Origin of the sequence: Micromonospora sp. NBC_01412, from assembly GCF_045040215.1 — a bacterium.
Lineage (GTDB): Bacteria > Actinomycetota > Actinomycetes > Mycobacteriales > Micromonosporaceae > Micromonospora > Micromonospora rubida.
In genome coordinates this window covers 365,861-392,036 of sequence record NZ_CP109528.1, presented here as the reverse complement: position 1 = coordinate 392,036, position 26,176 = coordinate 365,861, and the positions used below count along the sequence as shown (strand labels likewise).

Here is a 26,176-nt window from a genome sequence, read left to right as displayed (position 1 = left end):
GGAAGATGTCCACGACGACCACACCATCGTCCGGCGTCAGCCGGGAGGACCTGGGCCGGCTGGCGGAACACTGGGGCGAGCGGCCCTCGCTGCGGGCCTGGTTCAGCACCGTCGACCACAAGAGGATCGGCCGGCGCTACCTGGTCACCGCCGGGTTCTTCTTCATCCTCGCCGGACTCAGCGCCCTGGTGATGCGTACCCAGCTTGCCCGGCCCGAGGCGGGCGTGGTGTCGCCGCAGGAGTACAACCAGCTGTTCACCATGCACGGCACGGCGATGATCTTCCTGTTCGCCACCCCGATGTTCTTCGGCTTCGGCAACTTCCTGGTGCCGTTGATGATCGGCTCGCGGGACATGGCGTTCCCCAGGTTGAACGCCTTCGGCTACTGGGTCTTCCTCTTCGCCGGGCTGTTCATGTGGGCGAGCCTGCCGTTCGGCGCGGCACCGAACAACGGCTGGTTCGCGTACGCCCCGCTCAGCGCCGAACAGCACAACCCCGGCCTACACATGGACGTCTACGCGCTCGGGCTGCTCTTCCTCGGCATCTCCACCACCGCCGGCGCGATCAACTTCATCGTCACCGCGCTCAAGCTGCGCGCGCCCGGGATGTCGCTCAACCGGGTGCCGCTGTTCGTCTGGGCGATCGTGGCCACCGCGTTCATGGTGATCTTCGCGTTGCCGGCGTTGAACGCGGACAACGCCATGCTCTTCCTCGACCGGCGGTTCGGTACCCACTTCTTCGACCCGTCCGCCGGCGGGAACGTGCTGCTCTGGCAGCACCTGTTCTGGATCTTCGGGCATCCGGACGTCTACATCATCGTGATGCCGGCGCTCGGCATCGTCTCCGCCGTGCTGCCCGCGTTCACCCGCCGCGGCGTGGTCGGCTACCCGCTGATCGTGCTGGCCATCGTGTCGATCGCGATCATCTCGTTCGGGGTCTGGGTGCACCACATGTTCGCCACCGGGCTGCCGCAGCTGTCGTACAGCTTCTTCAGCGCGGCCAGCACCATCATCACCATCCCGTCCGGCATCCAGATCTTCGCCTGGCTGGCCACCATGCTGCTCGGCCGGCTGGTGCTGAAGGTGCCGCTGCTGTTCGTCATCGGGTTCGTCATCACCTTCGTACTGGGTGGCTTCACCGGCGCGATGTTCGCGCTCACCGCGTTCGACCAGCAGGTCACCGACTCCTACTTCGTGGTGGCGCACTTCCACTACGTACTGATCGGCGGGGCGGTCTTCCCGATGCTCGCGGGGATCTACTACTGGCTGCCGAAGATCACCGGTCGGATGTACCACGAGGGGCTGGGCCGATGGGCGTTCTGGCTGGTCTTCACCGGCATGCACGTCACCTTCTTCCCGATGCACCTCTACGGGCTGTTCGGCATGCCCCGACGGGTCTACACCTATCGCAGCGAGCCCGGCTGGGACGGCTGGAACCTGGTCAGCAGCATCGGGTCGTACGTGCTCGCCGTCGGGCTGCTGCTGGTGCTCGCCGGCGTGGTCCACGCCGTACGCCGGGGCCGGCCAGCCCCGCCCGATCCGTGGGGCGGCGACAGCCTGGAGTGGGCGACCGCGTCGCCGCCCGCGCCGTACAACTTTCCGGTCGTGCCCCGGGTGCGCAGCCTGCACCCGGTCTGGGACGAGTGGACCGCCGAATCCACCGGCCCGAGCGCGACCGAGGACCGGATCCTCAGCAACGGGCGCCGCACGGTGTTCACCAGCGAGCTGGACGCCCGGTACGAGCGGGCGGTGCAGATGCCGGAGTCCACGCTCAAGCCGCTGCTGCTCGCCGCCGCGCTGCTGGTCTTCTTCACCGCCATGCTGCTGTCCTGGTACCCGGTGGCGGCCGTCGCCGTCCTCGTGGTGGCGTCCACCATCGCGGTCTGGCTCTGGCCGCCCCGCCGCCCGGACGAGGAACTGGCGGTGGCGGCATGACCGACCGGGGTGGACTCGTGGCGGCCGCCACCGGCGCCGAGGCACTGAGCACCGAACTGCCGGTCGGCCGGTCCACCGGCTGGTGGGGCATGGTGATGTTCGTGGCCACCGAGGCCACCCTCTTCGCCTGCCTGCTCGGCAGCTACTTCTACCTCCGCTTCCAGTACGGCCCTCAGTGGCCGCCGGGCGGCATCGAGGACCCGAAGCTGCTCACCCCGCTGGTGATGACCGCGGTGCTGCTGCCCAGCAGCCTGCCGGTGATCTGGGCCGAGCACGGCATCCGGCGCGGCCACCGCTGGCGGCTGCGCTCCGGCCTGGCCGCGACCATGGTGCTCGGGGTGACGTTCCTGTCTCTGCAGGCCGCCGAGTACGCCGAGAAGCTTCGGCACTTCACCATGACCACCGACGTCTACGGCTCGCTGTTCTTCCTGATCACCGGCTTCCACGGGCTGCACGTCCTGGTCGGACTGACGATGATCGGGTGGCTGCTCGCCGCCTCCCTGCGCGGCGGCAGCTTCGGAGCCCACCGGCACGAACAGGTCCGCAACGCCGCCATCTACTGGCACTTCGTCGACCTGGTCTGGGTCGCCATCCTGTTCACCATCTACCTCTCCCCGCGACTGTGACGACCACCCCGCCCGCCTCCCGCGCCCGGCTGACCGGAGGACTGCTGCTCTGGTACGGCGTGCTCGGCGGGGCCCTCGCCTGGGCCGCCCACCTGCTCGTCGCCTGGCCGCTGGACGAGCTGACCTGTGCCGCCGGCTCCGAGCGAGTCGCCGCCGTGCCGCTCCGGCAGGCCGTCGGGCTCGCAGTGGTCATCCCAGCCCTGGTCACCGTGGGCTCGCTGCTGGTGGCCGCGCTGGTCTGGCGGCGTACCGCGCGGTCCCAGTCGACGGGCACCGAGGACCGGGCGTACGGCCGGTCGCGGATGCTCGCCGTGGTGGGCGTCTGGGCCAACCTGCTGTTCCTGGCCATCATCCTGCTCGGTGGGGTCGCCCTGCTGGTGCTGCCGCCATGCCAGCGCTGACCGTCGACCGGGCCCACGGGCCCGGCACGAGCCCGGTGGCCGAGGACCTGCTGACCATGCTGGTGCTCGTCGCCGCCTGCCTCCTCGCCGCCGGCTACGGGCGGGGCGTCCAGGAGCTGTGGTCCCGGCGTGGTCCCGGCGCGGTCGTACCGGGCTGGCGGGCGACCGCGTTCGGCGCGGGAGTGCTGGTGGTGCTCGCGGCGGACCAGGGTCCGGTGCACGCGGTCGCCGAAGCCTCGTTCGCCGGGCACATGGCCCAGCACATGCTGCTCCTGCTGGTGGCGGGACCGCTCCTCGCCGCCGGCGCGGCGGGGCTGCCGCTGAGCCTGGCCGCCCCGCTGCCGCTGCGCCGACTGCTGGCCCGCTGCCGGGTAGCGGCGCCGGTGCGGTGGCTGCGCCGGCCCGGGGCGTACGCCCTGCTGGCCGGCGGCGGGCAGACGGCCCTGCTGTGGTTCTGGCACCTGCCCGGGCCGTACACCGCGGCGGTCGACCGTCCCGTCGTACACGCCGCCGAGCACCTGTGCTTCCTGGCGACGGCCTGGTTGTTCTGGGCGCCGGTGCTCGGCGCGCCCCGGCACCGCGCGCCCGCCCCGGTGACCGTCCTGCTGCTGGTCGGCGCCATGCTGCCGGCCTCCGCGCTCGGCGCCGTGCTGACGTTCGCCCGGGAACCGGTCTATCCGGCCCGGGTGTTCGGCACCGACCCGCTCGCCGACCAGCAGCTCGCCGGGCTGCTGATGTGGGCGCCGATGGACCTGGTGGCGTTGGTCGTGGCGCTGACCGTCTTCCTGCGCTGGCTGCTGCGGATGCAACGGGACCGCCCCGACGCCCTGCGTGGGGCTGGGACACGTCGGGCGGCCGCCCCGGTGGCGGTCAAGGCCGAAACGGAAGGGATGGTGCCATGAAGCTGCCCCGCCGGCTCTGGGCGTTCGGCGCGGCCCTCGGGGTCCTGCCGGTCGGCGTGGTCACCGGTTGTTCCTCGGTATCCCAACCGCCACCGCCGCAGTCCCAGCAGGGGCTGCCGGACCGGGGCGCGGAGCTGATCTCCCGGTACGGCTGCGGCTCGTGCCACACCATCCCCGGCGTCAACCGCGCCGACGGACTGGTCGGGCCGCCCCTGACCCGCTTCGGCGCCCGCTCCTACATCGCCGGTGAGCTGCCCAACAACGCCGACAACCTGCGGCGCTGGATCTCCGACCCGCAGTCCGTGGAGCCGGGCACCGCCATGCCGAACCTGGGCGTCGACGCGATTGACGCCCAGGACATCGCCGCCTATCTCCAGAGCCTCGACTGACCGATGGGGACCGGACGAACGGAGACCCGCCTGCCCGCCGCGCACCCGCGCCGGGCGCTCGCGGTCGGGGCCGTGCTGGTGCTCACCGCCGGCCCTGTGGCGCTGGCCCCGACGCCGGCCCCGCAGGAGAGCCCGGCCGTCGCCACGCCGTCGCCGGGGGACCGGGGGGCCCAGCTCTACCTGGCACAGTGCGCGAGCTGTCACGGCGTGCAGGGCCAGGGCACCCAGCGCGGCCCGTCCTTGGTCGGCGTCGGTCCCGCCTCGGTGGACTTCCAGCTCTCGACCGGCCGAATGCCGCTCTCCCGAACGGCGCCGCAGTCCCGGCGTCGCGAGCCGGTGCTCTCGGCCGACGACATCGCCGCCCTGGTCGGTCACGTCGCCGACTTCGGCGGCGGCGGCGGCCCGCAGATCCCCCGGGTCGGTCCCGGCGATGTGGTCACCGGTCGGGAGATCTTCGCTGCCACCTGCGCCCCGTGCCATGGCGCGACCGGCGCGGGGGCCGCGCTGACCAGCGGCTGGATCGCCCCGCCTCTGTACGATGCGACGCCGGCCCAGGTCGCCGAGGCGGTCCGGGTGGGGCCCGGCCTGATGCCGGTCTTCCCCAGCCAGGTGCTCGACGACCGGCAGGTCGACGACGTGACCGCCTACGTGCAGCGGCTGCGTGGCGAGCGGCTGGACCGGGGCGGCAACCCGCTGCGTCGGCTCGGGCCGCTGGCCGAGGGCCTGGTGGCCTGGCTGGCGGTGCTGGGGCTGCTGGTGGCCGCCGTCCGGTGGCTGGGCCGGAGGTCGGGGGAGTGAGCGGCCGGCGTCCCTCGCCGATTGAGCGGGCCGCGAGCCGCCGGATCGTTGCCGCGTTCGGAGTCAGCACAGCCGGGGCGGTGGGCTTCGCGGTCACCTACGGGCTGGGCGGCGACACCCGGTGGGAGGGGGTCTGCCTGGCGGTGGCCTTCGCCGGGCTGGCGGTGGGCCTCGCCGTCTGGGGCCGGCAGCTCGTGCCGGTCGGCGGGTATGTCGAGGAGCACGAGGGCTTCGCCCCACCACCGGCGGAGCAGGCGATGACCGCGGCGGTGCTCACCACGCCGGACAGCCCGGTGCGGCGGCGGGGCCTACTTGCCGCGCTCGGGTTCGCGGTGACCGCACTCGGCGTCGCCGCCCTGTTCCCGCTACGCTCGTTGCTGCCGTGGGACCGGATCCGCCCGGAGCGGGCACTGACCGAGACCCCGTGGGGCCCCGGTGTCCGCCTGGTGGACGGCGACGGGCGCCCGCTGCGGCCCGGGGACGTGCCGGCGAACTCGGTGGTCGCGGTCTTCCCGGAGGGCGATGTCGACGCCGGGGACGCCCCCGCCTTCGCGGTACGCCTTGAACCGCAGCGCTTCACCCGGCCGCCCGCCGGCGGTCACCTCGACGGGCTGGTCGTCTGGTCGCTGCTCTGCACCCACGCCGGTTGCCCGGTCCGGCCCTACCTGAAGGGTGCCGGGCGGGTGCTCTGTCCCTGCCACCAGTCGTCGTTCGACCTGTTGGCGAACGCCCGTCCGGTTGCCGGACCGGCCGCGCGGGCGCTGCCCGGCCTGCCGATCGAGGTCGGCCCGGACGGCTTCCTCCGGGCCGGCGGCGACTTCACCGGCCCACCGGGTGCCGGGTTCTGGAGCCGGCCGTGATCACCGACCGGCTGGCCCGGGCCCTCGATGACCGGCTGCGGCTCTCCCCGATCACCCGCCGGGCGCTGGCGAAGGTCTTCCCCGACCACTGGGCCTTCATGCTCGGCGAGCTTGCGCTTTACTCGTTCGTCGCGCTGATCCTCACCGGCGTCTACCTGACCTTCTTCTTCGACGCCAGCTCCGCCGACCGGGTCTACCACGGCGGGTACGCCCCGCTGGACGGCGCCACCACCTCCGCCGCGTACGCCTCGACGGTGCGGTTGAGCTGGGACGTCCGCGCCGGATTGCTGATCCGGCAGACCCACCACTGGGCCGCGCTGGTCTTCGTCGCGGCGATCCTGCTGCACCTGATCCGGATCTTTTTCACCGGGGCGTTCCGCAAGCCGCGCGAGCTCAATTGGCTGATCGGCGTGACCATGCTGACGCTCGCCCTGGCCAACGGCTTCACCGGCTACTCCCTGCCGGACGACCTGCTCTCCGGGCTGGGCCTGCGGATCATCACCTCGGTGGTGGAGTCGGTCCCGTTGGTCGGCGGCTGGCTGGTGTCGCTGGCCCTCGGGGGGGAGTTCCCCTCCGACGTGATGATCCCGCGGCTGTTCGTCAGCCACGTGCTGCTGGTGCCGGCTGTCCTGGTCGCCCTCGTGTCGCTGCACCTGGGCATCCTGGTCCGGCAGAAACACAGCCAGTTTCCCGGCCCGGGGCGTACCGAGCACAACGTGGTCGGGTCGCGGCTGTGGCCGAGCTATGCGTTGCGGTCGCTCGCCCTCTTCGCCTGGGTGCTCGCGGTGCTGTTCGCCCTTGGCGGCCTGGTGCAGATCAACCCGGTCTGGTTCTACGGCCCTTTCGAACCGGCCCAGTCCACCGCGCCCGCCCAGCCCGACTGGTACGTCGCCTGGGGCGACGGGGCCCTGCGACTGTTCCCGCCATGGGAGTTCCGCATCGCCGGGTACCTGGTCCCGGCGCCGTTCTTCCCCGGCGTGGTCCTCGGCGCCGTCACCTTTCTCGCCCTGTACGCCTGGCCGTTCGCCGAGCGGCTGTGGACGAAGGACCGCCGGCCCCACCACCTGCTCGACCGTCCCCGCGACCACCCGGTCCGGCTCGGCGTCGGCGTCGCCGCGCTGACCTTCTACACGGTGCTCGTGGTGGCCGCCGGGGATGACATCCTCGCCCGTCTGCTGCGGGTGCCCGTCTACGACCTGCTCGGGCTGTTCCGGGTGCTGGCGCTGGTCCTGCCGGTGGTGACCGGCACCATCGGCTACCTGATCGCGCAGGCGCTGCGAGGCAACGCCGGCGGCATCGGCGACCTCACCCGCGCCGACCTACGCCGGGCCGGGGCCCGGCGGGCGGGACCGGCCTCCGGCGAGGGGAGCGGCGACGAGCCGGAGGCGCCCCCGCCGGACCGGCCGGGCGAGCGGATCGAGCTGTGGCCGGACGGGGAGCTGTGGCGCTGGCGCTACCGGAATGCGGGCGGGGATGTGGCCATCGCCGGAAACCGGGCGCTGCGTTCGGAGCGGGAGGCGGTCGAGGCGTCCCGGCTCGCGTACCCCGGGGTCGACCGGGTGGTGGTGCCCGGGCCGCCTCTGTCCGCGCCGCCCGGGCCGGTCCGCGCTGCCCTGCGTCGGTGGGGCCGGGCTGCTGCGGCCGGGTCGTTGCTGGTTGCCGCCCTCGTCGGCCGGCGGCGGGACCGTCGGCGCCAGGAGCGGGCGGGCCATCGGGACGCGCCGCCCCGGGGACGGGAGCCGGACGATCCGCGGGCGGATGAGTCCTCGACCCCGGACGGGACGTCGTGAGACATCTGGTCGGACCACCGGGGCCAGCCGTCGGTGGTCGCCCGGGCTCCGGCCCGGCAAGGCTCGGAACACTAGGGTGAAAAGCGGATGGAAGGGATGTTTGCCGCAGACTGGTACGGGTAGCCCGACGGAATGCCGGATGGCGGGCGGGGGGCACAACGGCGGAAACCGGAGCAGGGGGTGCGAGGTGCGGGAGATCGTGGGCGAGAGCCTGGCTCGACGACTGGTGGCATGGGGCGTCGACACCGTGTTCGGTCTGCCCGGTGACGGCATCAACGGCCTGATGGAGGGCTTCCGCCGGCAGCGGGAGAAGCTCGACTTCGTGCTTGTGCACCACGAGGAGGCCGCCGCCTTCATGGCCACCGGCTATGCCAAGGCCACCGGTCGGCTCGGCGTCTGCGCCGCCACCTCCGGCCCGGGCGCCATCCACCTGCTCAACGGGCTGTACGACGCCAAGCTCGACCACGTGCCGGTGCTCGCCCTCACCGGCATGCAGGAGACCTCGGTGCTCGGCCAGAGCTACCAGCAGGAGGTGCACACCCCGCTGCTCTACCAGGACGTCGCGGCCTACAACCTGATGGTCACCAACCCGCAGCAGATGCCGGGCGTGGTCGACATCGCCATCCGCAACGCCCTGTCCAAACGGACCGTCGCGCACCTGACCTTCCCCAACGACGTGCAGGTCGCCGCCGCCGACGAGGACCCGTACCGGCACGTCAGCCCGGGGGAGCCGCCGACGAGCAGCCCGGTGGTGTCACAGCCCCCGGTGCCGGCGGCGCAGGCCGACCTGGCCCGCGCCGCCGAGGTGCTCAACGCCGGCACGAAGGTCGCCATGCTGGTCGGCATCGGCGCCCGGGGCGCCCGCGACGAGGTGCTCGCCGTGGCCGAGGCGCTGGCCAGCCCGATCGTCAAGACCCTGCCCGGAAAGATGGTGGTGCCCGACGACCACCCCCTCACCACCGGCGGCCTCGGCCTGCTCGGCACGAAGCCGAGCGAGGAGCTGATGGAGGAGTGCGACACCCTGCTGATGGTCGGCACCTCCTTCCCGTACGGGAAGTACCTGCCCTCGCCCGGGCAGGCTCGGGTGGTGCAGATCGACATCGACCCCAGCCTGATCGGCATGCGGCTGCCGCTGGACGCCGCGGTCACCGCCGACGCCACGCTGGCGTTGCAGCAGCTCCTGCCGCTGCTCCAGACCCGCACCGACCGGTCCTTCCTGACGAAGTACCAGCGGGAGCGGGACGCCTGGCGCGCGGACATGCTCGCGCTGCAGGACCCGACCCGCGACCCGATCGCCCCGCAGTACCTGATCAGCTGTGTAGACGAGGCCGCCGGCCCGGACGCCATCCTGACGTGCGACTCCGGCACCATCGCCACCTGGGCGGCCCGGCACTGGACCATCCGCGGCGACCGGGAGTTCTACCTCTCCGGCAACCTCGCCACCATGGCGCCCGGCCTGCCGTACGCGGTCGCCATGCAGCACGCGTACCCCGGTCGGCAGGTGATCGCGTTCGTCGGCGACGGCGGGTTCGCCATGTTGATGGCCGAGTTCCTCACCGCCGTCCGGCACCAACTGCCGATCAAGGTGGTCGTCAACAACAACAACGCGTACGGGCAGATTCTCTGGGAGCAGATCGTCCTCGGCTACCCGGAGTACGCCGTGCGGCACCGCCAACCGGAAGCGGACTTCGCAGCCTGGGCGCGGGCCTGCGGAGGGTACGGCGCCAAGGTCACCGACCCGAAGGCACTCCCGGCGGCGATCCGCGAGGCCCTCGCCCACCCCGGCCCGGCGCTGGTCGACTGCGACGTCAACCCGAACGAGCCGCCGATGCCCGGCAAGGTGACGTACGACCAGGCCAAGTACTTCACCGAGGCGTTCCTGCGCGGCCAGCCGCACAAGGGCGCCACGCTGGCCACCGTGACCCGGGACAAGATCAACGAGCTGCGCTCATGAGCCGACGCGCCAGCGGCACGGCCAGAACGGCTACTCCCACCACGAGCCCGATGTCCCTGCCCGCGCCCATCCTGCGGCCACCGGGCCCTGCCGAGGGCATCGACCTGGCAGCCCTCGCCGCCGACTTGCGCGCAGGGGTGGACGGGGAGGTCCGCTTCGACGCTGGCTCCCGGGCCGCCTACTCCACCGGTGGTTCCAACTACCGTCAGGTGCCGCTCGGCCTGGTGGTGCCCCGTACCGTCGAGTCGGGTGTGGCCGCCGTGGTCACCTGCCGCCGGCACGGGGCGCCGGTGCTGTCGCGCGGCGGCGGTACCAGCCTGGGTGGGCAGGTCACCAACGTGGCGGTGACCATCGACTGGTCGAAGTACTGCAACCGGCTGCTGGAGGTCGATCGGCAGGCGCGGACCTGCCTGGTCGAGCCGGGCATCGTGCTCGACACCCTCAACGAACTGCTGGCACCTGAAGGGCTGGAGTTCGGCCCGCGACCGTCCACCCACAGCCACTGCACGATCGGCGGGATGATCGGCAACAACTCGTGCGGGTCGACCGCGCAGTACAGCGGCAAGGTGGTCGACAACATCGTCGACCTGGAGGTGCTCCTCTACGACGGCACCCGGATGTGGGTCGGCGAGACCACCGACGAGCAGTACGCCGAGATCCAGCGCCGTGGCGGTCGCCAGGCTGAGATCTACCGGCAGTTGCGGACGCTGAGGGACGAGTACCTGGCCGAGATCCGCACCCGCTACCCGAACATCCCGCGCCGAGTCTCCGGCTACGGCCTGGACAGTCTGCTGCCGGAGAAGAATTTCCACGTGGCGCAGGCGCTGGTGGGCTCCGAGGGCAGCCTGGTCACCGTGCTACGGGCGCGGTTGAAGCTCCTGCCCGTGGTGCGGGCCAAGTCAATGGTGTTCCTGTCCTACCCGGACATCGCCGCCGCCGGCGACGACGTGCCCCGAGTCCTGCCGCACCGCCCGATCGCGCTCGAAGGGCTCGACGGCAAGCTGATCAACTTCGAGTTGCGCAAGCACCTGCACCCGGAGGCTCTGCACAAGCTGCCCGAGGGCGGCGGATGGCTGATGGTGCAGCTGGGCGGCGACACCATCGAGGAGGCCGAGGCCGCCGCCGCGCGGATGGTCGACGCCCTGTGCCGCGACGGCGGGCCGGGCGTGCACCGGTTCGACAACGAGGTGGACGAGAGGCAGATGTGGCTGGTCCGCGAGTCCGGGCTCGGCGCCACCGCCCGGGTGCCGGGTGAGCGGGACACCTGGGAGGGCTGGGAGGACTCGGCGGTCGCCCCGGAACGGCTCGGCGACTACCTGCGGGACCTGGATCGGCTCTTCCGGGAGTACGGCTTCGAGCAGGCGTCGCTGTACGGGCACTTCGGGCAGGGCTGCGTGCACACCCGGATCCCGTTCGAGATGACGACGGCCGCCGGGGTACGCCAGTTCCGCTCGTTCATCGAGCGCGCCGCGGACCTGGTGGTCTCGTACGGGGGCTCGTTCTCCGGCGAGCACGGCGACGGGCAGGCCCGCGGTGAACTGCTGCCAAAGATGTTCGGCCACCGGCTGATCCGGGCGTTCGGGCAGTTCAAGGCCATCTTCGACCCGGGCGACCGGATGAACCCGGGCAAGGAGGTCGCCCCCTACCTGCTGGACAGCCACCTTCGACTCGGCGTGGACTACAACCACGGTGACGTGGAGACCACCTTCCGCTATCCGGACGACGACGGCAGCTTCGGCCGGGCCGTGCTGCGCTGCGTCGGGGTCGGCAATTGCCGGCGGGAACACGGTGGGGTGATGTGCCCGTCCTACATGGTTACGCGGGAGGAGGAGCACTCCACCCGGGGCCGGGCGAGGTTGCTCTTCGAGATGCTCGACGGGACCGCACGGGGCGGCGCCATCGCCGACGGCTGGCGCTCGACGGCCGTACGCGACGCCCTGGACCTCTGCCTGGCCTGCAAGGGCTGCAAGGCGGACTGCCCGGTCAACGTCGACATGGCCACATACAAGGCGGAGTTCCTGTCCCACCACTACGCGGGCCGGCTGCGCCCCCGCTCCCACTACTCGATGGGCTGGCTGCCGCTGGTGGCCGCTGCGGCCAGTCGCGCCCCCCAGGTGATGAACGCGCTGGCGCAGGCACCCGGGCTGAACCGGATCGTCAAGATGGTCGGCGGCATCGACCGGCGCCGCGACATCCCGGCCTTCGCCACCGAGTCCTTCCAGCGCTGGTTCGCCCACCGCACGCCCGGCGGGGACGGATCGTGCGGCGAGGTGCTGCTCTGGCCGGACACCTTCAACAACCACTTCCATCCCAGCGTCGCCCGCGCGGCGGTCGAGGTGCTGGAGGCGGCCGGCTGGCGGGTACGCGTACCGGACCAGCCCGTCTGCTGCGGGCTGACCTGGATCTCCACCGGTCAGCTCGACACCGCGAAGATGGTGCTGCGCCGGACCGTGGACGTGCTGCGCCCGCACCTGCGGGCCGGCACCCGGATAGTCGGCCTGGAACCGTCCTGCACCGCCGTGTTCCGCAGCGACGCCCACGAGCTGTTCCCCGACGACGAGGACGTCACCAAGCTGCGCAAGCAGACCGTCACCCTGGCCGAGCTGCTGCACGACCACAGCCCCGGGTGGCAGCCGCCCCGGCTGCCGGGCCGAGCGCTGATCCAGACCCACTGCCACCACCACGCGATCCTCGGCACCGCCGCCGACCAAGCGGTGCTCGCCGCCACCGGGGTAAGCGCCGACTTCCTCGACTCCGGCTGCTGCGGGCTGGCCGGCAACTTCGGCTTCGAGCAGGGGCACTACGAGATCTCCGAGGCCTGCGCCGAACGGGTGCTGCTGCCCGCCGTCCGGAATGCCGCCGACACCGACGTGATCCTGGCCGACGGCTTCAGCTGCCGTACCCAGGTCGAGCAGAGCGCGTCGGGCGGCCGCACCGCGGTCCACCTGGCCGAGCTGCTCCGCGCCGGCCTGCACGGCGGCTCGATCCCGATCCGCCCGGAGCGTGACTGGGGCGACCGGCCCGCGCCGCCGAATCTGGCGACCCGGTGGGCCGCCGCCGGGCTGGTCGGCCTGGCCGCGCTGGCACCGGTGGCCGCGTTCGCCGCCCGGGCGGCCGCCCGGAGGGGACGGTGACCGGCCTGCGGCTGACCGCGGCGGCATACCGGGTGCCGACCGACGCCCCCGAGGCTGACGGCACCCTCGCCTGGGACGGCACCACGATGGTGCTGGTCCGCGCGGCGGCCGACGGGCACACCGGCATCGGCTGGACCTACGGGCCGACCGCAGCGACGGCCGTGGTGACCGACCTGCTCGCCCCAGTGGTGACCGACCTCGACCCGGACGACGTGCCAGCGATCTGGACCGCCATGCGGCACCAGCTGCGCAACGCCGGCCGGCCCGGGGTCGCCGGGCTGGCGCTTTCCGCCGCCGACTGCGCGGTCTGGGATCTCAAGGCCCGCCGGCACGGCCTGCCGCTGGCCGGCCTGCTCGGCACCGCCCGCCGGCACGTTCCGGTGTACGGCAGCGGCGGCTACACCACGTACGACGACGAGCGTCAGCACCGGCAGCTGTCCGGCTGGGTGCACGAGCAGGGCATCCCCCGCGTGAAGATCAAGATCGGGGAGTCCTGCGGCACCAAGGCACCCCGCGACGTGGCCCGGATGACCGCCGCCCGACGCACCATCGGCGACCACGCCGAGCTGTACGTCGACGCCAACGGCGGTTACCAGCGCAAGCAGGCCATCCGGGTGATGCGCGCGGCCACCGACCTCGACGTGCGCTGGTACGAGGAACCGGTCAGCTCCGACGACCTGGCTGGTCTCGGACAGGTCCGTGACCAGGTGACCCCTGATGTCGCGGCCGGCGAGTACGGCTTTGACCTGGTCTACTTCCACCGGATGGCCCCGTACGTCGACTGCCTTCAGATCGACGTCACCCGGTGCGGCGGGATCACCGAGTTCCTGCGTGCGGCGGCGGTGGCCGCCGCGGCCGGGCTGGAGGTCTCCGCGCACTGCGCGCCGCACCAGCACCTGCCGGTCGCCGCCGCGGTGCCGAACTTGCGCCACGTTGAGTGGTTCCACGACCACGTCCGGATCGAGTCGATGCTCCTCGACGGAGCCGTGCCGGCCACCGGCGGCACCGCCGCGGTGCCGCTGGACCGCCCAGGGCTTGGGCTGGACCTGCGGATCGGCGAGGCGGAGCGGTACCGGGTGGCCTGAGCGGGGGAGAGGAGTGGTGCGGATGGACGCGACGACCGGGGTGCCGGTGTGGCACACCAGCGCGCTGGCGCGGCCGGTCTGGGGAGGGATCCTGACCGTCGTGCCCGGGCGGGTGCTGTGGCGGCGGACCGGCCGCCCGGCACCCCGCACCAGACTGCCCGGCCGGCGACCGAGCCGGCCGGGAGGCCGACGGTGAGGGCGCGTGAGGTGCGCCATCAGACCGGGCGGGTCCTGGTGGTGATCTGTGACAAGGGGGAGGAAGCGGTCGCCACCGTCGGGGCGGCGCTGCGCGAGCAGGGGATACGCGCCGCCCGGGTGACCGCCGTTGGCGGGTTTGCCGACGCGGAGGTCGGCTGGTTCGACCGGGAGACCTGCGACTACCGCAGCATCCCCGTCACCGAACAGGTCGAGGTGCTCTCCCTGCTCGGTGACGTCGCCGAGCGCGACGGTGAGCCGGTTTTGCACGTGCACGCGGTGCTGGGCCGATCCGACGGCGGCACGGCCGGCGGGCACCTGCTGCGGGGCCGGGTCTGGCCGACCCTGGAGGTGATCATCTCCGAGGTGGCGCCCGAGCTGGCCAAACGGGTCGACCCGGAGACCGGCCTGGCGCTGATCTCCGGAACAGCACATCACCCGCCCCGCTGAGATACCGCCGCACCGTGCCGGGCTGTCCGGTCGCGTCACCGCCGATCTCGTGCCGTACACCCGCCGCGCGTGCTGGTACATGCGCTCACGCGTGACCGCGTCGATCAGGACGGTGGCGTATTGCTGGCGTCGCCGCAACGCGAAGTCGTCAACGCCGAGCACCCGGGGCGCCCGCCGCTCGGGCAGCGGCAAGCGCAACAGCGCTCGCAGGGCCGTCTGCCGGGACACGGCCACCGCCAGGGCCGACAGCACACGTGCGCCAGCACGGCCGGCCAACTGCCGCACCACAGCAGCGAGAAACGTAAGGAGGCCCCGAGAGGAGCTCGGAATTCGCCCGGCAACCAGCCACGTCGTGTCGCGGCTCCGCGTGCGCGGTCCTCTCGATGCGCTGCCGCCAGCGAGCCCGACGGAGTGCAGCCTACGAGGTGGCCTGCTCGTGGCGTGCATCAACGTGGTTCCCCCGGCAGCGCGGCGTCTTCCGGTCATCGCCTGACGACCCCACCTCGCTACCCCTTCGCGCTCGGGGTGCGGAAGCGTGCAGGTCCAGGTCGTGCGATCATGATCCACAATGTAGGGCAGTCGAGTGTGGATTGGATTATGGTGACCGTGAGAAGAGTGTTTTCGATGCTGATGGCGCTGGTGACCGCCGCTTCGGTCATGACGGTCGGCGCGCCCGCCGCTCAGGCCGCAGGCTCCTGCTCGGGCACGATCATCTACAGCCAGGTGCAGTCGTCAGGTTTCGGCGAACTGGTGATTTATTACAACAGCAGCAACGGGGGAACCAACAGCGCCTGCTTCTACCACCGCGGCGCGGCCTACGGAAAGTCGGCGCCCACCTTCGTGCAGATCTACCGCTGCGCGGAGCGTTCCGGTGAGGGCGCGCACTGCACCCGCTCGGGCAGCGCGGACACCGATTCGGGTGACTTCAGCTATCACGCCGGCCCGGTCGGCGTCACCGGCACGGCGAACTACTGCGTCGAGGCGGTCGGCTACATCGGTTGGGCCGGTCAGCGCCACCAGATCCTCAGCCGACGCCAGGGCTGCTGACCCGCTCCCACCCTGGTCCGCCTGCGGATCCATGTGTCACCTACGCAGTTCAGAAGGCCATCTCCCGAGCCGGTGAGGTGGCCTTCTGTCTGGTGGCAGACTGGCCCGAGACGTACACGGCGAGGCATGGGCATGTTTTGCCACTATCCCAGCGTCCCAACCGGGCCGAACGCTTGGCTCCGGCTCGGCGACCTGCTCGACGCCGCCGTTACCGGCTCCGCGTGGCGTTTGCCCCCCAGTTCCAGGGTGAAATCTGCCACGCATTTCCTGGACTTGATTCTTCAAGACCGGCGCGCCGGAATTGAGCATTCACCAGTACTGATCTTAATGATCTTGCCATCGTTCGACGTGGGGTGCGGTGCCCGGCCGTCCAGTGGTACGGCACTTGTGGTCGGCAGGTGTATGGCAGCGGGGATACGGGTGGTCTGACCATGTCCAGATCGGGAGCCCTGGACCAATCGGTGCTCTGCACCTACGAGTGCCTTCCGCGCGTGGAACTCTGAACGACTCGACACCGGTCAGCTTTCCTTACGTGGTAGGCACTTCGCTTTTTCTACCCGACAGCCTCAGCCCTCAAGATCACGCCCCTCGTGAAAGACCGAGGCTACAGAGATTGAAAGGCTGACGTCCGTCGGCGTGTCTGCGTGATCTGGGTCGATGGGTTCGGTAGGCCGGAGGTATGAGGTATCCGGCTGGTGGTGGCATGAACGCGGCAGCCCGGGTCCGGCGTGAGAAGGTCCGGATCCAGGCCGCGACCATGTTCGAGAAGTCCGTACCGACCGCGCAGATCGTTTCTGAGCTGCGGGTTTCCGAGAAGTCGGTGCGTCTGTGGCGACGGCGGTGGACTGCTGGCGGAACGGAGGCTCTGGCGTCTGCCGGGGCGGGCGGTTCGGACTGCAAACTCTCCGTTGAGCAGCTGAAACAGCTGGCCGAGATGCTCGATGAAGGTCCGATCTTGCACGGCTGGGACGATGCCCGCTGGACCCTCACGCGGGTGGCCGAGGTGATCGGGCGCCGTTTCGGCGTCTCCTACACGCTGCGCGGGGTGTCCTATCTGCTGCATCGCATCGGGTACAGCCAGCAGGTTCCCACTCGTCGGGCGATCGAACGCGATCCGGAAGCGATCGCCGGCTGGCATCGCGGGCGGTGGCCGTCGGTAAGAGGTTAGCGGCGGCGCGGGGCGCCTGGATCTGCTTCCAGGACGAGGCAGGCCAGGTCATGCGACCGCCGGTGGCCAAGACGTGGGCCCGGCGCGGGCACACACCGGTGGTCGAGGTCTCCGGCAAGGGCTCCGGCCGGGTCTCGATCGCCGGTCTGGTCTGCCTCAAGCCCGAACAGCGAGGCCGACTGATGTGGCGAACCCGGCTGCACCGTGGTCGCAAAGGCGAACGCGGCAGCTTCAGCGAGGACGACTACATCGCCTTCCTCGACCAGGCCCACCAGCGCCTGCGGGCACCGATAGTGCTGATCTGGGACAACCTGAACACCCATGTCAGCCGCCGCATACACGCCCTGATCGCCGCTCGGCCGTGGCTGACCGTGATTCGGTTACCCGCCTACGCTCCGGACCTCAACCCCACCGAAGGCGTCTGGCGCTGGATGAAACGCGGCCTGACCAACACCGCCGCCCACGGCGTCGACCACCTCGCTGAACTGGTCAAACGTCGGCTACGCGCTTGTCAGCAACAGAACGATCTCCTCGCCGGCTTCTTCGCCAGCACCGGCATGACCCTCGAACCCGAACCACCGAGATAGCTCGAACTTTGGCCCTTCAACCTCTGCAGCCCGATCGCACCAGAGAGCGCGACGAAGGCGTACGAGGGTGCCGGGATCTTCGAATCGGCCCGCAGGCTGGTCGACGGTCGCCCGTTTCGATAGGTTAGGTCGACTATGGATGGACTAACGGAAAGCGGGGAGGACCGTTGCGCCAACCGACGGTTCGGTACCAGAACGAGCTCATGGACAGCGGACGGTGGGAGGGTTTTCCGCTCCGCGAAGGTGACATCGTGGTTTCGACCCCCGCAAAGTGCGGGACGACGTGGACCCAGACGATCTGCGCCTTGCTGATCTTCCAGACACCGGAGCTGCCGGCACGGCTGGACGACCTCACCTACTGGCTCGACATGTTGACTCGCAGCCGGGACGACATCTTCGCGTTCTACGAGGCGCAGCGGCATCGCCGTTTCATCAAGACTCATACGCCCTTCGACGGGCTGCCCATCCATGATGGGGTGACCTACGTCGCGGTCGGTCGGGATCCGCGGGACGTCGCGATCTCCTGGGACGCCCATTCCCAGAACGTCGCCCAGGAGGCCTTCGACGCGATGCTGGCGGCCGGCGGTAACCCGGCGCAGGAGCCCGCCGGTACGGCTCCGGCGCCTGCGGAGTCCGCGCACAACCGGTTCTGGGCCTGGCTGGAGGACACCAATGTGCAGGTGGGCCTGCCGTCGATGCTGCACCACCTGTCGGGGTTCTGGGCCGAGCGGGAGCGGCCCAACGTGCTGCTGCTGCACTACGACGATCTGAAGTCAGATCTTGAAGGCCAGATGAGGTTCCTCGCCGGGCGCCTCGGAATCGAGGTGCCGGAGTCGCGGTGGCCGGATCTGGTACGGGCAGCGACATTCGACTCGATGCGCGGCCGGGCGGAGGCTCTGACCCCGGTCGCGGCGATGTGGAGCGATCCGAAGCGGTTCTTCAACCAGGGTGTCAGCGGCCAGTGGCGGGACCTGCTCGACGAAGATGACCTGCGACGATACGAGGATCGGGTTGCGAAGCTGGCCGAGCCCGACCTCATCGACTGGCTGCACCGCGGCCCCATCGTCCCCGCCCGCTGACCCTACGCCGTTATCCTCCTCGCTATCCCGCCTTAGACCGTGTGTCAGTTGGGGTTGTTGAAGTGCAAGGTCGTTCGTTGACTGGGTGTGGATGATGTGGAGAAGTACTGCCCGGACGCGTTGTGGCACCTCGCGCAGCCGTTGCTGCCCCCGCACCCGGAAAGGCATCAAGGTGGTGGGCGGTCCCGTAGCGATGATCGGGCGACGCTCGCGGCGATTCTGTACGTGTTGGAGTCCGGCTGCTCCTGGCGCAAGCTGCCCGGTTCGTTCCCGGTGCACTGGCGCACCACGCACCGCCGGTTCGCCCAGTGGGTCGCGGCGGGGGTGATGACCGCTCTGCACCGGGCCGTGCTCGACGTCCTCGGTGCGGCCGGGCAGATCGACTGGTCCCGGGCGAGCATCGACGCCATGAACGTATGGGTGGTCAAAAGGGAAACCTGACCGGACCCAGCCCGGTCGACCGAGGCAAGCCCGGCTCCAAGATCCACGCGATCGCCGACCGCGGCGGCCTGCCCCTGCACATGGACATCTCCGCCGCCAACCTCAACGACCACCTCATGCTCGCAGACATGATCGACGGCCTGACACCCGTACGCCAACCGGTCGGCCGACCGAGGAGACGACCGGTCAAACTACACGGCGACAAGGGATACGACTACCCGACCTGCCGAGACCTGCTACGGACACGCGGCATCACCGCACGGATCGCCCGCAAGGGCATCGAATCCTCCACCCGCCTCGGCCAACACCGCTACGTCATCGAACGCTGCCTGGAATGGACCACCCGATTCCGACGCCTCATCCGCCGCTACGACCGCACCGCTTCCCACTACCTCGGATTCCTACGCCTGGCCTGCGCTGTCATCTGCTACCGCCGCGCCATCCGACTCAACCTGTTGACCAGCAACAACCCCAACTGACACACGGTCTTAGGCTCTCATCATGCGCGAACCACCCCGCGTTCCGCCGGTAATCCCCGCACCCAACCTCGAGGGGTGCCGCTTCAGGCGGACACTCCTAAGGGTCGCCAGCCAGCCGAGGCTGTCACCCCGCAAGACGCAGGCTTACCTGTAAGGCAGACGAGCCCGGCGATCGAGGGAGTGGGACCTGGGGCCGGCGGGGACGCAGGCCGGTGTTCACCGTGTCGGGCAAGGGTTCCGGCCGGGTGAGCGTGGCAGCTTCAGCGAGGACGACTACATCGCGTTCCTCGACCAGGCCCACCAACGCCTCAACGCCCCGATCGTGCTGGTCTGGGACAACCTCAACACCCACGTCAGTGTGCGGATGCGCAGCCTGATCGCGGCCCGGGACTGGCTGACCGTCGTCCGGCTACCGGCCTACGCCCCGGACCTCAACCCCACCGAGGGTGTGGGCCTGGATGAAACATGGCATCACCAACACCGCCGTCCACGCGTCAACCACCTCGCCGACCTCGCCCGACAACGCCTACGCGCCTGCCAGCAACAGACCGACCTCATCGCCGGCTTCCTCGCCCAGACCGGCACGACCCTCGAACCCGAACCACCCTGACGATGACAGACGTCAGCCTTTCAACCTCTGTAGTACTTCGCAGAGGGTCAGCGGATCCGCAGACAGGTGACCGTGGGCAGGCTCGCGCCGCTATCCGTCCCGATATAACCGAACTGCCAACTCTCCCCGGGCGTGATAGTGGTGCCGACCAGTGGCGGGTCGATGAGGTACTTGTTGCCCCCAACGTCCCAGGTGAACGTGGCGTTCCAGGGGGTCTTGATGGAGCTGGCGCCGCCGGACGGGGTCAGCGTGGCCCGCCACGTAATCGGCACGGAGTCAGTGTTCTTGATGGTGACCGTCGCCAGGTAGCCGGTCGGCCATACGCCCGTCGAGGTGTCGATCTGGCACAACTTTGTTGGCTCGTCCGCCGAAACGGTGGCCGATGCCGCGTTCGCTGGTGCGCCGCCAAGCGCCACAGCAAACGCTCCCAGTACAGCTAGGACTGCGAAGCGTGCCCGAGGAGTCATGGGCAAAAATATACATAGACGCGCGACCATCCGCAGCAGGGTGCTCTTGCCGCTGCCGGTCGCGCCGACGATGGCGGTTACCTTGCCTGGTCGGTCAGTCCGACGGACCGGAGCGCTGGCGCAGCAGGGCCCCGGCAAAGTCGTGACGGTGTCTGACTTGTGAGGCTTGGAGTGGAAGCGCCGCTGTTGGTGGCAGCAAGACGGGCATGACCGGCTCAGAAGATCATCAAGGTTCTCTACGCCATGCTGATCGCCCGAAGTGAGTCATGCCCGCACTGCCCGCTGATCTCGTCCTTGTCCTGCGCACCGGCTCTGACCGTTGTCGAAACCGCCGGTGGGCTGCCCGAAGCGCTCGCCGGTCTGCCTGATCCACGGGCCCGGCGAGGTGTCCGGCACCGGCTGACGGTCGTGGTCACCGTAGCTGTGTGTGCCGTGGTCGCCGGCTACCGCTCATACGCCGCGATCGCCGAATGGGTCGCCGACGTGCCGGCAGAAACGGCTCTCGCCCTGGGCATGACTCCCGATCGGCGTCCATCTGAAGATGATCCGTCGGCTGTCGCAGACCATGGACCCGCAGCTACTGACCGCGGCGATCGGCGTCTGGCTCGCCGGCCGGGCCACCGCCGCAACCTCGACGGCCGGCCGGGCCATCGCCGTCGACGGCAAGACCCTGCGCGGCTCCCGCACCGCCGACACCGCCGCCCGGCACGTGATGACCGCCTGCAACCAGAGCACAGGCGTGGCCCTGGGCAGCATCGACGTCGACGGCAAGACCAACGAGATCACCCGGTTCGCACCGCTGCTCGACCAGATCAGCGACCTGCGTGACACGGTGATCACCGCCGACGCCCTGCACTGCCAGCGCGTCACCTACCTCGCCGAACGCGGCGCGCACTGGTGACCTCGGTGGCGGCAGGGCGGGACGCGTGAACCCGGCGCGCGCTGCCGCCACCTGATCCGGTCGCCCGGCGGTCCTAACCCGGCAGCCAAGCCCGGAAGTACCAGCCGTTGTATTCGCTGTTGGGCAGGGTGCGGTATTCGCAGTTGCTGCTCACCTCACCCCAGTAGCTGGCGTCGATGCGGTGGAGCTCGCACTCGTCGTAGGTCACGAAATAGCCGTTCCAATCGAATTGCACGGCGGCTGCCGGGGCCGGCTGGACGGTGAAGCTGACGGCTGCCGCGGCGGCGACGACCGCGAGGCGGGTGAGCCGGCGGCGGAGCGGCTGGGGCATGGCGAGTCCTTCCGGAGTGGTGACGAACCTGCGCGACCATCATAAATCCACGGTCACCGATTGATGATCCACCATCCGGACAGCCCGGACCCGCCAATATCGGCGGATGTCACCCGTCACTGCCAGCCTGTCGCGCGGCCCTACAGAGCTTGAAAGGTCAGGTTCGTCCGTTGTGGAGTTGATCGTGGTGTGACTGGTAGGGCTCGGGGTGGGTCGAAGGTATGAGACAGAGCCTTTAGATCCACAGACGGGTCTGTCTCGCTAAGGGCTCTGGCTCGCTTTCGGTGGTTACATTCTGTAGCGGCGCCGCAGGCGTGCGGGCGAGCCGCTGACGTCGGTGCTTCAGGGCTGGCCGGTTTCGTGTGAAGGCTGGCAACCATGGATCCGCTACGCCTTTTGCCCCGATAATGCAGATTTGGACAGTGCTGCCGTCCGGGCGAATGGGCCGCCACTCTCTGCTACCACCGAAAGTGAGCCAGAGCCTTTAGCTCCATAGACCCCCACAGACCCCTACGGGGGTGCCGAAAGAGGATGTGGGCGACGTTGGAGGGCTCGTTGGTGCTGAGCGGTGCGGGACTGTGCCGCGTCAAGGCGCTGACGGCGACCAGCGGGCCTGCGGGGTTCTTGGCTGAAATCAACCCGTTAGGGGCGACAATCAGCGGGTGGACAGGGTGGTGGCGGTGCTCGCCGGGTTACCGCCGGTCCTCGTCCTGGCCCTGGTGCTTGTGTTGCCGGCCTTGGAGTCCTCGACCCTGCTCGGGCTGGTTGTACCGGGCGAGACGGCGATTCTGATCGGAGGGTTGGTGGCGCACACCGGCGAACTGCCGCTGTGGGCGGTGGTCGTCGCCGGGACGGTCGGAGCGTGCCTGGGTGACCAGGTCGGCTACGCGCTGGGCCGACGGTACGGGCCGAGGGCGTTGGCCCACGCCCCCGGCCTGCTGCGCCGGCACGCCGACGTCGAGCGGGCCCGCCGCCTGGTCGCCCGACGCGGGGCGTGGGCGGTGGTGGTGGGCCGTTGGGTGGCGGTCCTGCGGGTCCTGGTGCCCCTGGTCGCCGGTGCAGGCGGGATGCCCTGGCCGTCGTTCCTGTGGGCGAACCTGGCTGGCGGGCTGGTGTGGGCGACGGCCGTGGCGCTGCTCGGCTACCTCGGCACGGCCTCCTATCACTACCTGGAGCGGGAACTGGGCATCGGTGAGTGGGCGCTGCTGGCCGTGATCGCCGGCGGCGTGGCGCTGCACGTGTGGCGGCGTCGGGTGCGGCGGGGTCGGGCCGACCGCTGAACGGTGCGGCCAATCGTCCGCGCGCCGTCGGGCGGATCGGTAGCGTCACTCGCGGGGTGGCGGACAACGGCGGAGTGCGGGGTGACGGAGCGAGCAGGAAGCGGTCCGCGGGACCGCGCGGCGGCGTTCTGGGCCGGGCCGCTGCCGGACGCGCTGGCCGTCGCCGGGGCGCCCCCGGAAGGGCTGTCCGGGCAGCGGGCCGCCGACCTGCTGCGTGAGCACGGGCCCAACCGGGTTGAGGTGAGCGGCAAGCGGGGATGGCGGCTGCTGCTGTCCCAGTTCACCAGCCCGATCATCCTGATCCTGATCGCCGCGACCGTGCTGTCCATGGCCGTCGGGGACCTGATCGACGGCGCGATCATTCTGGCCATCGTCGCCGCGAGCGGTGGTCTCGGCTTCTGGCAGGAGCACGCCGCCGGCCGGGCGGTCGACGCGTTGCAGGCCCGGGTGCGGGTGGACGCCGACGTGATCCGTGATGGGCGTGAGGTCTCCATACCCGTGGACGAGACCGTCGTCGGGGACCTGGTGGTGCTGCGCGTCGGGGACGTGGTGCCCGCGGACTGCCGGGTCGTGGATGCCCACCGGCTGCAGGTCGACCAGGCGGTGTTGACCGGGGAGTCGTTCCCGGCCACGAAGTCCACCGACGCGTCGCCGGCTGACGCGGAGCTGACCGCACGCGTCAACGCCCTGTGGATGGGCACCCACGTGGTCAGCGGCACCGGACGGGCGGTGGTGATGCGCACCGGCCGCAACAGCACCTTCGGCGAGGTCACCAGCCGGGTCGCCACCCGCCCCGCCAGCACCGGATTCCAGCGCGGGCTGACCCGCTTCGGGCTGCTGCTGGTCCGGATCATGGCCGTGCTGCTGGTCGGTATCTTCGCCGCCAACCTCCTGATGCACCGGCCGATCATCGACTCCCTGCTGTTCTCCCTGGCCCTCGCCGTCGGGTTGACTCCGCAGATGCTGCCGGCGATCGTCGCGGTCAGCCTCTCCGCCGGAGCCCGGGCGATGGCCGCGCACCGGGTCATCGTCAAACGGCTGGACGTCATCGAGGACTTCGGGGCCATGACCGTGCTGCTGACCGACAAAACCGGCACCCTCACCACGGGAACCGTGACCCTTACCGCATGCCTGTCGGTCGACGGCGAGCCGGATGACGAGGTGGCCCGCCTCGCCCGGATCAACGCCGGGCTCCAGCACGGGTTCCCCAACCCCATGGACGCGGCGATCATGGCCGGCGCGCAGCCCGCCGACCCGGCCACCCGGATCGCCGAGGCCCCGTACGACTTCACCCGCCAACGCCTGTCCCTGCTGGCCCGCGACGGCGGTAGACCGGTCCTGATCACCAAGGGTGCCCTGCGCACCGTGCTGGACGTCTGCGGCACCGCACGAACCGGTGATCGCACGGTGCCGCTGGACGAGGTACGCGACCGCGTGCTGCAGCGGTTCACCGCCCTCAGCGACGAGGGGCATCGGGTACTCGGCCTCGCCGTCCGGACCATGCCGGACGCCGTCGTGGCCTCCACCGCCGACGAACGGGAGATGACCCTCGTCGGGCTGCTCGCCTTCCACGACCCGCCCCGCAGCGACGCCGCCGCCGCGATCCGCCGACTGGCCAACACGGGCGTCACGGTCCGCCTGGTCACCGGCGACAACCGGCATGCCGCACGACACGTCGCCGCCGCGGTCGGACTCGCCGGTGAGCCGCTGATCGGCGCCGACCTCGCCGCATGCCCGGACCAGCAGCTGCCGGACCGCATCGCCACCGCCACCGTGTTCGCAGAGGTGGACCCGGTGCAGAAGGAACGCATCCTGACCGCGCTGCGTACCCGCGGCGAGGTTGTCGGATTCCTCGGCGACGGCATCAACGACGCCCCCGCGCTGCACGCCGCCGACGTCGGAATCTCCGTCGACACCGCCGTCGACGTCGCGAAGCAGGCCGCCGCGATCGTCCTGCTGGACAAGGACCTCGACGTGCTCGCCGACGGGATCCAGCTCGGCCGACGTACGTTCACCAACACGCTCAAGTACATCCGGGTCAACACGAGCGCCTCCTTCGGCAACGTCGTCAGCATGAGTGTCGCCACGCTGCTCCTGCCGTTCCTGCCGCTGCTGCCCCGTCAGGTCCTGCTGCTCAACTTCCTCTCCGACATCCCCTACACGACCCTGTCCACCGACCACGCCGACCCGGAGCAGCTGCACCATCCCCGCACCATCAACGTCCGGACCATCCGCACGTTCATGCTGGTGTACGGCTCGATCAGCATCGCCGCGGACCTCGCCGCGCTCGCCGCGCTGCACTGGTGGTGGCACGTGCCCACCGACGTCTTCCGCGCCGCCTGGTTCATCCAGTTCACCGTCACCGAGATCATCGCGTTGATGGTGCTGCGGACTAATCGGACCTTCCTGCGCAGCCGCCCCTCAATGGCGCTGGCCGGCACGGGCCTGCTGCTCATCACGATCACCGTCGCGCTGCCGTTCAGCCCGCTGGCCAAACCGCTCGGGCTGGCGCCGCTGCCTGGCGCCGTCGTAGCCACGCTCGCCGCGCTCACGATCGTCAACGTCGCCGCCAATGAGCTCGCCAAGCGGATCAGTCCTCCCGACCCATTGACCACCGAACGCAGAAGCGGTCACGATCCGCCACACGTGGGCGCGGGTACGCGGCCGGGAGGGTTCGGGACTGGGGTGAGGTAGGCCTGGGGCCGCGGGCTGTGCACAGCAGGCCCCAGCGCAATCGTGGAGGCGCCGTACGTTGACGTCAACCCGGTCGCCGAGGGCACCGGGGGAGCATGCTGCCTGCGGGCAGTCCACCCAGGACTCGTCCCTGCCAGACTCCGTCGGGCCCGGGCGATGTCGGTGTAGGCGACGGCGGGCGACCGCCACAGCAGGTCCGGTGATCCCATCCGTGCACCGCGACCTCGTGCCCGGCGCGACCAGTTCCCGGCCAAGCCCGGGGTCACGGTCGAGCATCACTACCGGCAACGCCTGCACTACTGGCCCCAACACGGTAGCCGCAGCGGTGCCCGTCATCAGCGGCCGCATGTCAGCCCCTCGCATCGCGCCGGAGGAACAGCTGTCGGTGGGTACCAGTTCCGTCCTGGACCAGGCGACACGGCGGTTGCCGGTAGGGGCGAGACGCGCGTCGGCGTCACGACGTGGAGCGGCGGATGGCCCGGGGGTGGTGATCTGAGCAGCCGAAGGATTCCCGCGCCGACCAGATAGGCCGCCAGCGCACCGGGCGGCAGGCCCAACGGCTCGGGCGCGGACA

The 26,176-nt window shown here is 70.6% G+C and carries 24 protein-coding genes and 4 pseudogenes; 23 read left to right on the top strand and 5 right to left on the bottom strand.

Annotated elements, in window-relative coordinates:
• Nucleotides 1-5 precede the first annotated feature (5 nt).
• The 13 genes from ctaD (at nt 6) to OG617_RS01550 (ending at nt 14,518) form a co-directional block, all read left to right on the top strand.
• A complete protein-coding gene (ctaD, locus tag OG617_RS01610; RefSeq protein WP_405098054.1) occupies nt 6-1,934 on the top strand; it encodes a cytochrome c oxidase subunit I in 1,929 nt (642 codons plus the stop codon).
• Nucleotides 1,931-2,560 carry a heme-copper oxidase subunit III gene (locus OG617_RS01605; protein WP_405098052.1) on the top strand — a complete coding sequence of 210 codons (630 nt, stop codon included), beginning with the start codon at nt 1,931-1,933 and terminating at the stop codon, nt 2,558-2,560. The genes ctaD and OG617_RS01605 overlap by 4 nt, the downstream gene beginning before the upstream one ends.
• Nucleotides 2,557-2,961: a hypothetical protein gene (locus tag OG617_RS01600; RefSeq protein ID WP_396679271.1), complete on the top strand. Its 405-nt coding sequence runs from the start codon at nt 2,557-2,559 to the stop codon at nt 2,959-2,961. The genes OG617_RS01605 and OG617_RS01600 overlap by 4 nt, the downstream gene beginning before the upstream one ends.
• Entirely contained in the window at nt 2,949-3,863 is a 915-nt protein-coding gene (locus OG617_RS01595) for a cytochrome c oxidase assembly protein (RefSeq protein ID WP_405098049.1), read from the top strand. Before OG617_RS01600 ends, OG617_RS01595 begins: the two co-directional genes overlap by 13 nt.
• Nucleotides 3,860-4,252 (top strand): c-type cytochrome, encoded by a 393-nt coding sequence (locus OG617_RS01590; protein ID WP_405098047.1) that lies wholly within the window; start codon nt 3,860-3,862, stop codon nt 4,250-4,252. Before OG617_RS01595 ends, OG617_RS01590 begins: the two co-directional genes overlap by 4 nt.
• A 3-nt stretch (nt 4,253-4,255) precedes the next feature.
• Nucleotides 4,256-5,050 carry a c-type cytochrome gene (locus tag OG617_RS01585; RefSeq protein WP_405098045.1) on the top strand — a complete coding sequence of 265 codons (795 nt, stop codon included), beginning with the start codon at nt 4,256-4,258 and terminating at the stop codon, nt 5,048-5,050.
• Nucleotides 5,047-5,910, top strand: a complete 864-nt coding sequence (locus OG617_RS01580; RefSeq protein ID WP_405098043.1) for a Rieske 2Fe-2S domain-containing protein — start codon at nt 5,047-5,049, stop codon at nt 5,908-5,910. The genes OG617_RS01585 and OG617_RS01580 overlap by 4 nt, the downstream gene beginning before the upstream one ends.
• Nucleotides 5,907-7,700, top strand: a complete 1,794-nt coding sequence (locus OG617_RS01575; RefSeq protein WP_405098041.1) for a cytochrome bc complex cytochrome b subunit — start codon at nt 5,907-5,909, stop codon at nt 7,698-7,700. Before OG617_RS01580 ends, OG617_RS01575 begins: the two co-directional genes overlap by 4 nt.
• A gap of 187 nt (nt 7,701-7,887) precedes the next feature.
• Nucleotides 7,888-9,654 (top strand): thiamine pyrophosphate-dependent enzyme, encoded by a 1,767-nt coding sequence (locus OG617_RS01570; protein ID WP_405098039.1) that lies wholly within the window; start codon nt 7,888-7,890, stop codon nt 9,652-9,654.
• 50 nt (nt 9,655-9,704) lie between these two features.
• Nucleotides 9,705-12,788 (top strand): FAD-binding and (Fe-S)-binding domain-containing protein, encoded by a 3,084-nt coding sequence (locus OG617_RS01565; protein WP_405098037.1) that lies wholly within the window; start codon nt 9,705-9,707, stop codon nt 12,786-12,788.
• Nucleotides 12,785-13,873, top strand: coding sequence for an enolase C-terminal domain-like protein (locus tag OG617_RS01560; RefSeq protein ID WP_405098035.1), 1,089 nt, complete (start codon nt 12,785-12,787; stop codon nt 13,871-13,873). The genes OG617_RS01565 and OG617_RS01560 overlap by 4 nt, the downstream gene beginning before the upstream one ends.
• A gap of 22 nt (nt 13,874-13,895) precedes the next feature.
• Nucleotides 13,896-14,069, top strand: a complete 174-nt coding sequence (locus OG617_RS01555; RefSeq protein ID WP_405098033.1) for a hypothetical protein — start codon at nt 13,896-13,898, stop codon at nt 14,067-14,069.
• Nucleotides 14,066-14,518 (top strand): PPC domain-containing DNA-binding protein, encoded by a 453-nt coding sequence (locus tag OG617_RS01550; protein ID WP_405098031.1) that lies wholly within the window; start codon nt 14,066-14,068, stop codon nt 14,516-14,518. The genes OG617_RS01555 and OG617_RS01550 overlap by 4 nt, the downstream gene beginning before the upstream one ends.
• Nucleotides 14,519-14,596: 78 nt before the next feature.
• On the opposite strand, the pseudogene OG617_RS01545 reads toward OG617_RS01550, so the two are convergent.
• Nucleotides 14,597-14,812 (bottom strand): annotated as a pseudogene (locus OG617_RS01545) (ISL3 family transposase); the annotation flags it as partial.
• A gap of 330 nt (nt 14,813-15,142) precedes the next feature.
• Between OG617_RS01545 and OG617_RS01540 the strand changes: the two are divergent.
• The 6 genes from OG617_RS01540 (at nt 15,143) to OG617_RS01515 (ending at nt 19,929) form a co-directional block, all read left to right on the top strand.
• Complete coding sequence (locus OG617_RS01540) at nt 15,143-15,565, top strand: hypothetical protein (protein WP_405098029.1); 423 nt, start codon at nt 15,143-15,145, stop codon at nt 15,563-15,565.
• Between the two features lie 703 nt (nt 15,566-16,268).
• Nucleotides 16,269-16,733 carry a winged helix-turn-helix domain-containing protein gene (locus OG617_RS01535; RefSeq protein WP_405098027.1) on the top strand — a complete coding sequence of 155 codons (465 nt, stop codon included), beginning with the start codon at nt 16,269-16,271 and terminating at the stop codon, nt 16,731-16,733.
• Complete coding sequence (locus OG617_RS01530) at nt 16,712-17,320, top strand: transposase (protein WP_405098025.1); 609 nt, start codon at nt 16,712-16,714, stop codon at nt 17,318-17,320. The genes OG617_RS01535 and OG617_RS01530 overlap by 22 nt, the downstream gene beginning before the upstream one ends.
• A gap of 203 nt (nt 17,321-17,523) precedes the next feature.
• Nucleotides 17,524-18,399, top strand: coding sequence for a sulfotransferase domain-containing protein (locus OG617_RS01525; RefSeq protein WP_405098023.1), 876 nt, complete (start codon nt 17,524-17,526; stop codon nt 18,397-18,399).
• 96 nt (nt 18,400-18,495) lie between these two features.
• Nucleotides 18,496-19,319 (top strand): IS5 family transposase gene (locus OG617_RS01520; protein WP_405104064.1). Its coding sequence is split into 2 segments (ribosomal slippage): nt 18,496-18,825 and nt 18,828-19,319, totalling 822 coding nucleotides; the frame shifts between segments, so codons are not numbered across the junction.
• Between the two features lie 187 nt (nt 19,320-19,506).
• Nucleotides 19,507-19,929 (top strand): transposase, encoded by a 423-nt coding sequence (locus OG617_RS01515; RefSeq protein ID WP_405104063.1) that lies wholly within the window; start codon nt 19,507-19,509, stop codon nt 19,927-19,929.
• A gap of 47 nt (nt 19,930-19,976) precedes the next feature.
• Here OG617_RS01515 and OG617_RS01510 read toward each other — a convergent pair whose 3' ends face one another.
• Complete coding sequence (locus tag OG617_RS01510; protein ID WP_405104062.1) at nt 19,977-20,345, bottom strand: cellulose binding domain-containing protein; 369 nt, start codon at nt 20,343-20,345, stop codon at nt 19,977-19,979.
• A gap of 78 nt (nt 20,346-20,423) precedes the next feature.
• A pseudogene (locus OG617_RS01505) lies at nt 20,424-20,534 on the bottom strand (ATP-binding cassette domain-containing protein); the annotation flags it as partial.
• Between the two features lie 105 nt (nt 20,535-20,639).
• Here OG617_RS01505 and OG617_RS01500 point away from each other — a divergent pair.
• A pseudogene (locus OG617_RS01500) lies at nt 20,640-20,879 on the top strand (transposase family protein); the annotation flags it as partial.
• Nucleotides 20,880-20,937: 58 nt separating this feature from the next.
• A complete protein-coding gene (locus OG617_RS01495) occupies nt 20,938-21,297 on the top strand; it encodes an ISAs1 family transposase (RefSeq protein WP_405098021.1) in 360 nt (119 codons plus the stop codon).
• Between the two features lie 73 nt (nt 21,298-21,370).
• Here OG617_RS01495 and OG617_RS01490 read toward each other — a convergent pair whose 3' ends face one another.
• Entirely contained in the window at nt 21,371-21,628 is a 258-nt protein-coding gene (locus OG617_RS01490; RefSeq protein WP_405098019.1) for a hypothetical protein, read from the bottom strand.
• Between the two features lie 662 nt (nt 21,629-22,290).
• Between OG617_RS01490 and OG617_RS01485 the strand changes: the two genes are divergently transcribed.
• Both OG617_RS01485 and mgtA read left to right on the top strand, forming a co-directional pair.
• A complete protein-coding gene (locus OG617_RS01485; protein ID WP_405098017.1) occupies nt 22,291-22,908 on the top strand; it encodes a DedA family protein in 618 nt (205 codons plus the stop codon).
• A gap of 81 nt (nt 22,909-22,989) precedes the next feature.
• Nucleotides 22,990-25,602: a magnesium-translocating P-type ATPase gene (mgtA, locus tag OG617_RS01480; RefSeq protein WP_405098015.1), complete on the top strand. Its 2,613-nt coding sequence runs from the start codon at nt 22,990-22,992 to the stop codon at nt 25,600-25,602.
• 113 nt (nt 25,603-25,715) lie between these two features.
• Here mgtA and OG617_RS01475 read toward each other — a convergent pair.
• Nucleotides 25,716-25,878, bottom strand: a pseudogene (locus OG617_RS01475) (polysaccharide deacetylase family protein); the annotation flags it as partial.
• Between the last annotated feature and the right edge of the window lie 298 nt (nt 25,879-26,176).

Excerpts from the sequence above, each read along its gene's own strand:
- ctaD (WP_405098054.1), top strand. The coding sequence starts at position 6 with ATGTCCACGACGACCACACCATCGTCCGGCGTCAGCCGGGAGGACCTG.
- OG617_RS01605 (WP_405098052.1), top strand. The coding sequence starts at position 1,931 with ATGACCGACCGGGGTGGACTCGTGGCGGCCGCCACCGGCGCCGAGGCA.
- OG617_RS01595 (WP_405098049.1), top strand. The coding sequence starts at position 2,949 with ATGCCAGCGCTGACCGTCGACCGGGCCCACGGGCCCGGCACGAGCCCG.
- OG617_RS01590 (WP_405098047.1), top strand. The coding sequence starts at position 3,860 with ATGAAGCTGCCCCGCCGGCTCTGGGCGTTCGGCGCGGCCCTCGGGGTC.
- OG617_RS01585 (WP_405098045.1), top strand. The coding sequence starts at position 4,256 with ATGGGGACCGGACGAACGGAGACCCGCCTGCCCGCCGCGCACCCGCGC.
- OG617_RS01565 (WP_405098037.1), top strand. The coding sequence starts at position 9,705 with ATGTCCCTGCCCGCGCCCATCCTGCGGCCACCGGGCCCTGCCGAGGGC.
- OG617_RS01555 (WP_405098033.1), top strand. The coding sequence starts at position 13,896 with ATGGACGCGACGACCGGGGTGCCGGTGTGGCACACCAGCGCGCTGGCG.
- OG617_RS01540 (WP_405098029.1), top strand. The coding sequence starts at position 15,143 with ATGCTGATGGCGCTGGTGACCGCCGCTTCGGTCATGACGGTCGGCGCG.
- OG617_RS01535 (WP_405098027.1), top strand. The coding sequence starts at position 16,269 with ATGAACGCGGCAGCCCGGGTCCGGCGTGAGAAGGTCCGGATCCAGGCC.
- OG617_RS01525 (WP_405098023.1), top strand. The coding sequence starts at position 17,524 with ATGGACAGCGGACGGTGGGAGGGTTTTCCGCTCCGCGAAGGTGACATC.
- OG617_RS01495 (WP_405098021.1), top strand. The coding sequence starts at position 20,938 with ATGATCCGTCGGCTGTCGCAGACCATGGACCCGCAGCTACTGACCGCG.
- OG617_RS01490 (WP_405098019.1), bottom strand. The coding sequence starts at position 21,628 with ATGCCCCAGCCGCTCCGCCGCCGGCTCACCCGCCTCGCGGTCGTCGCC.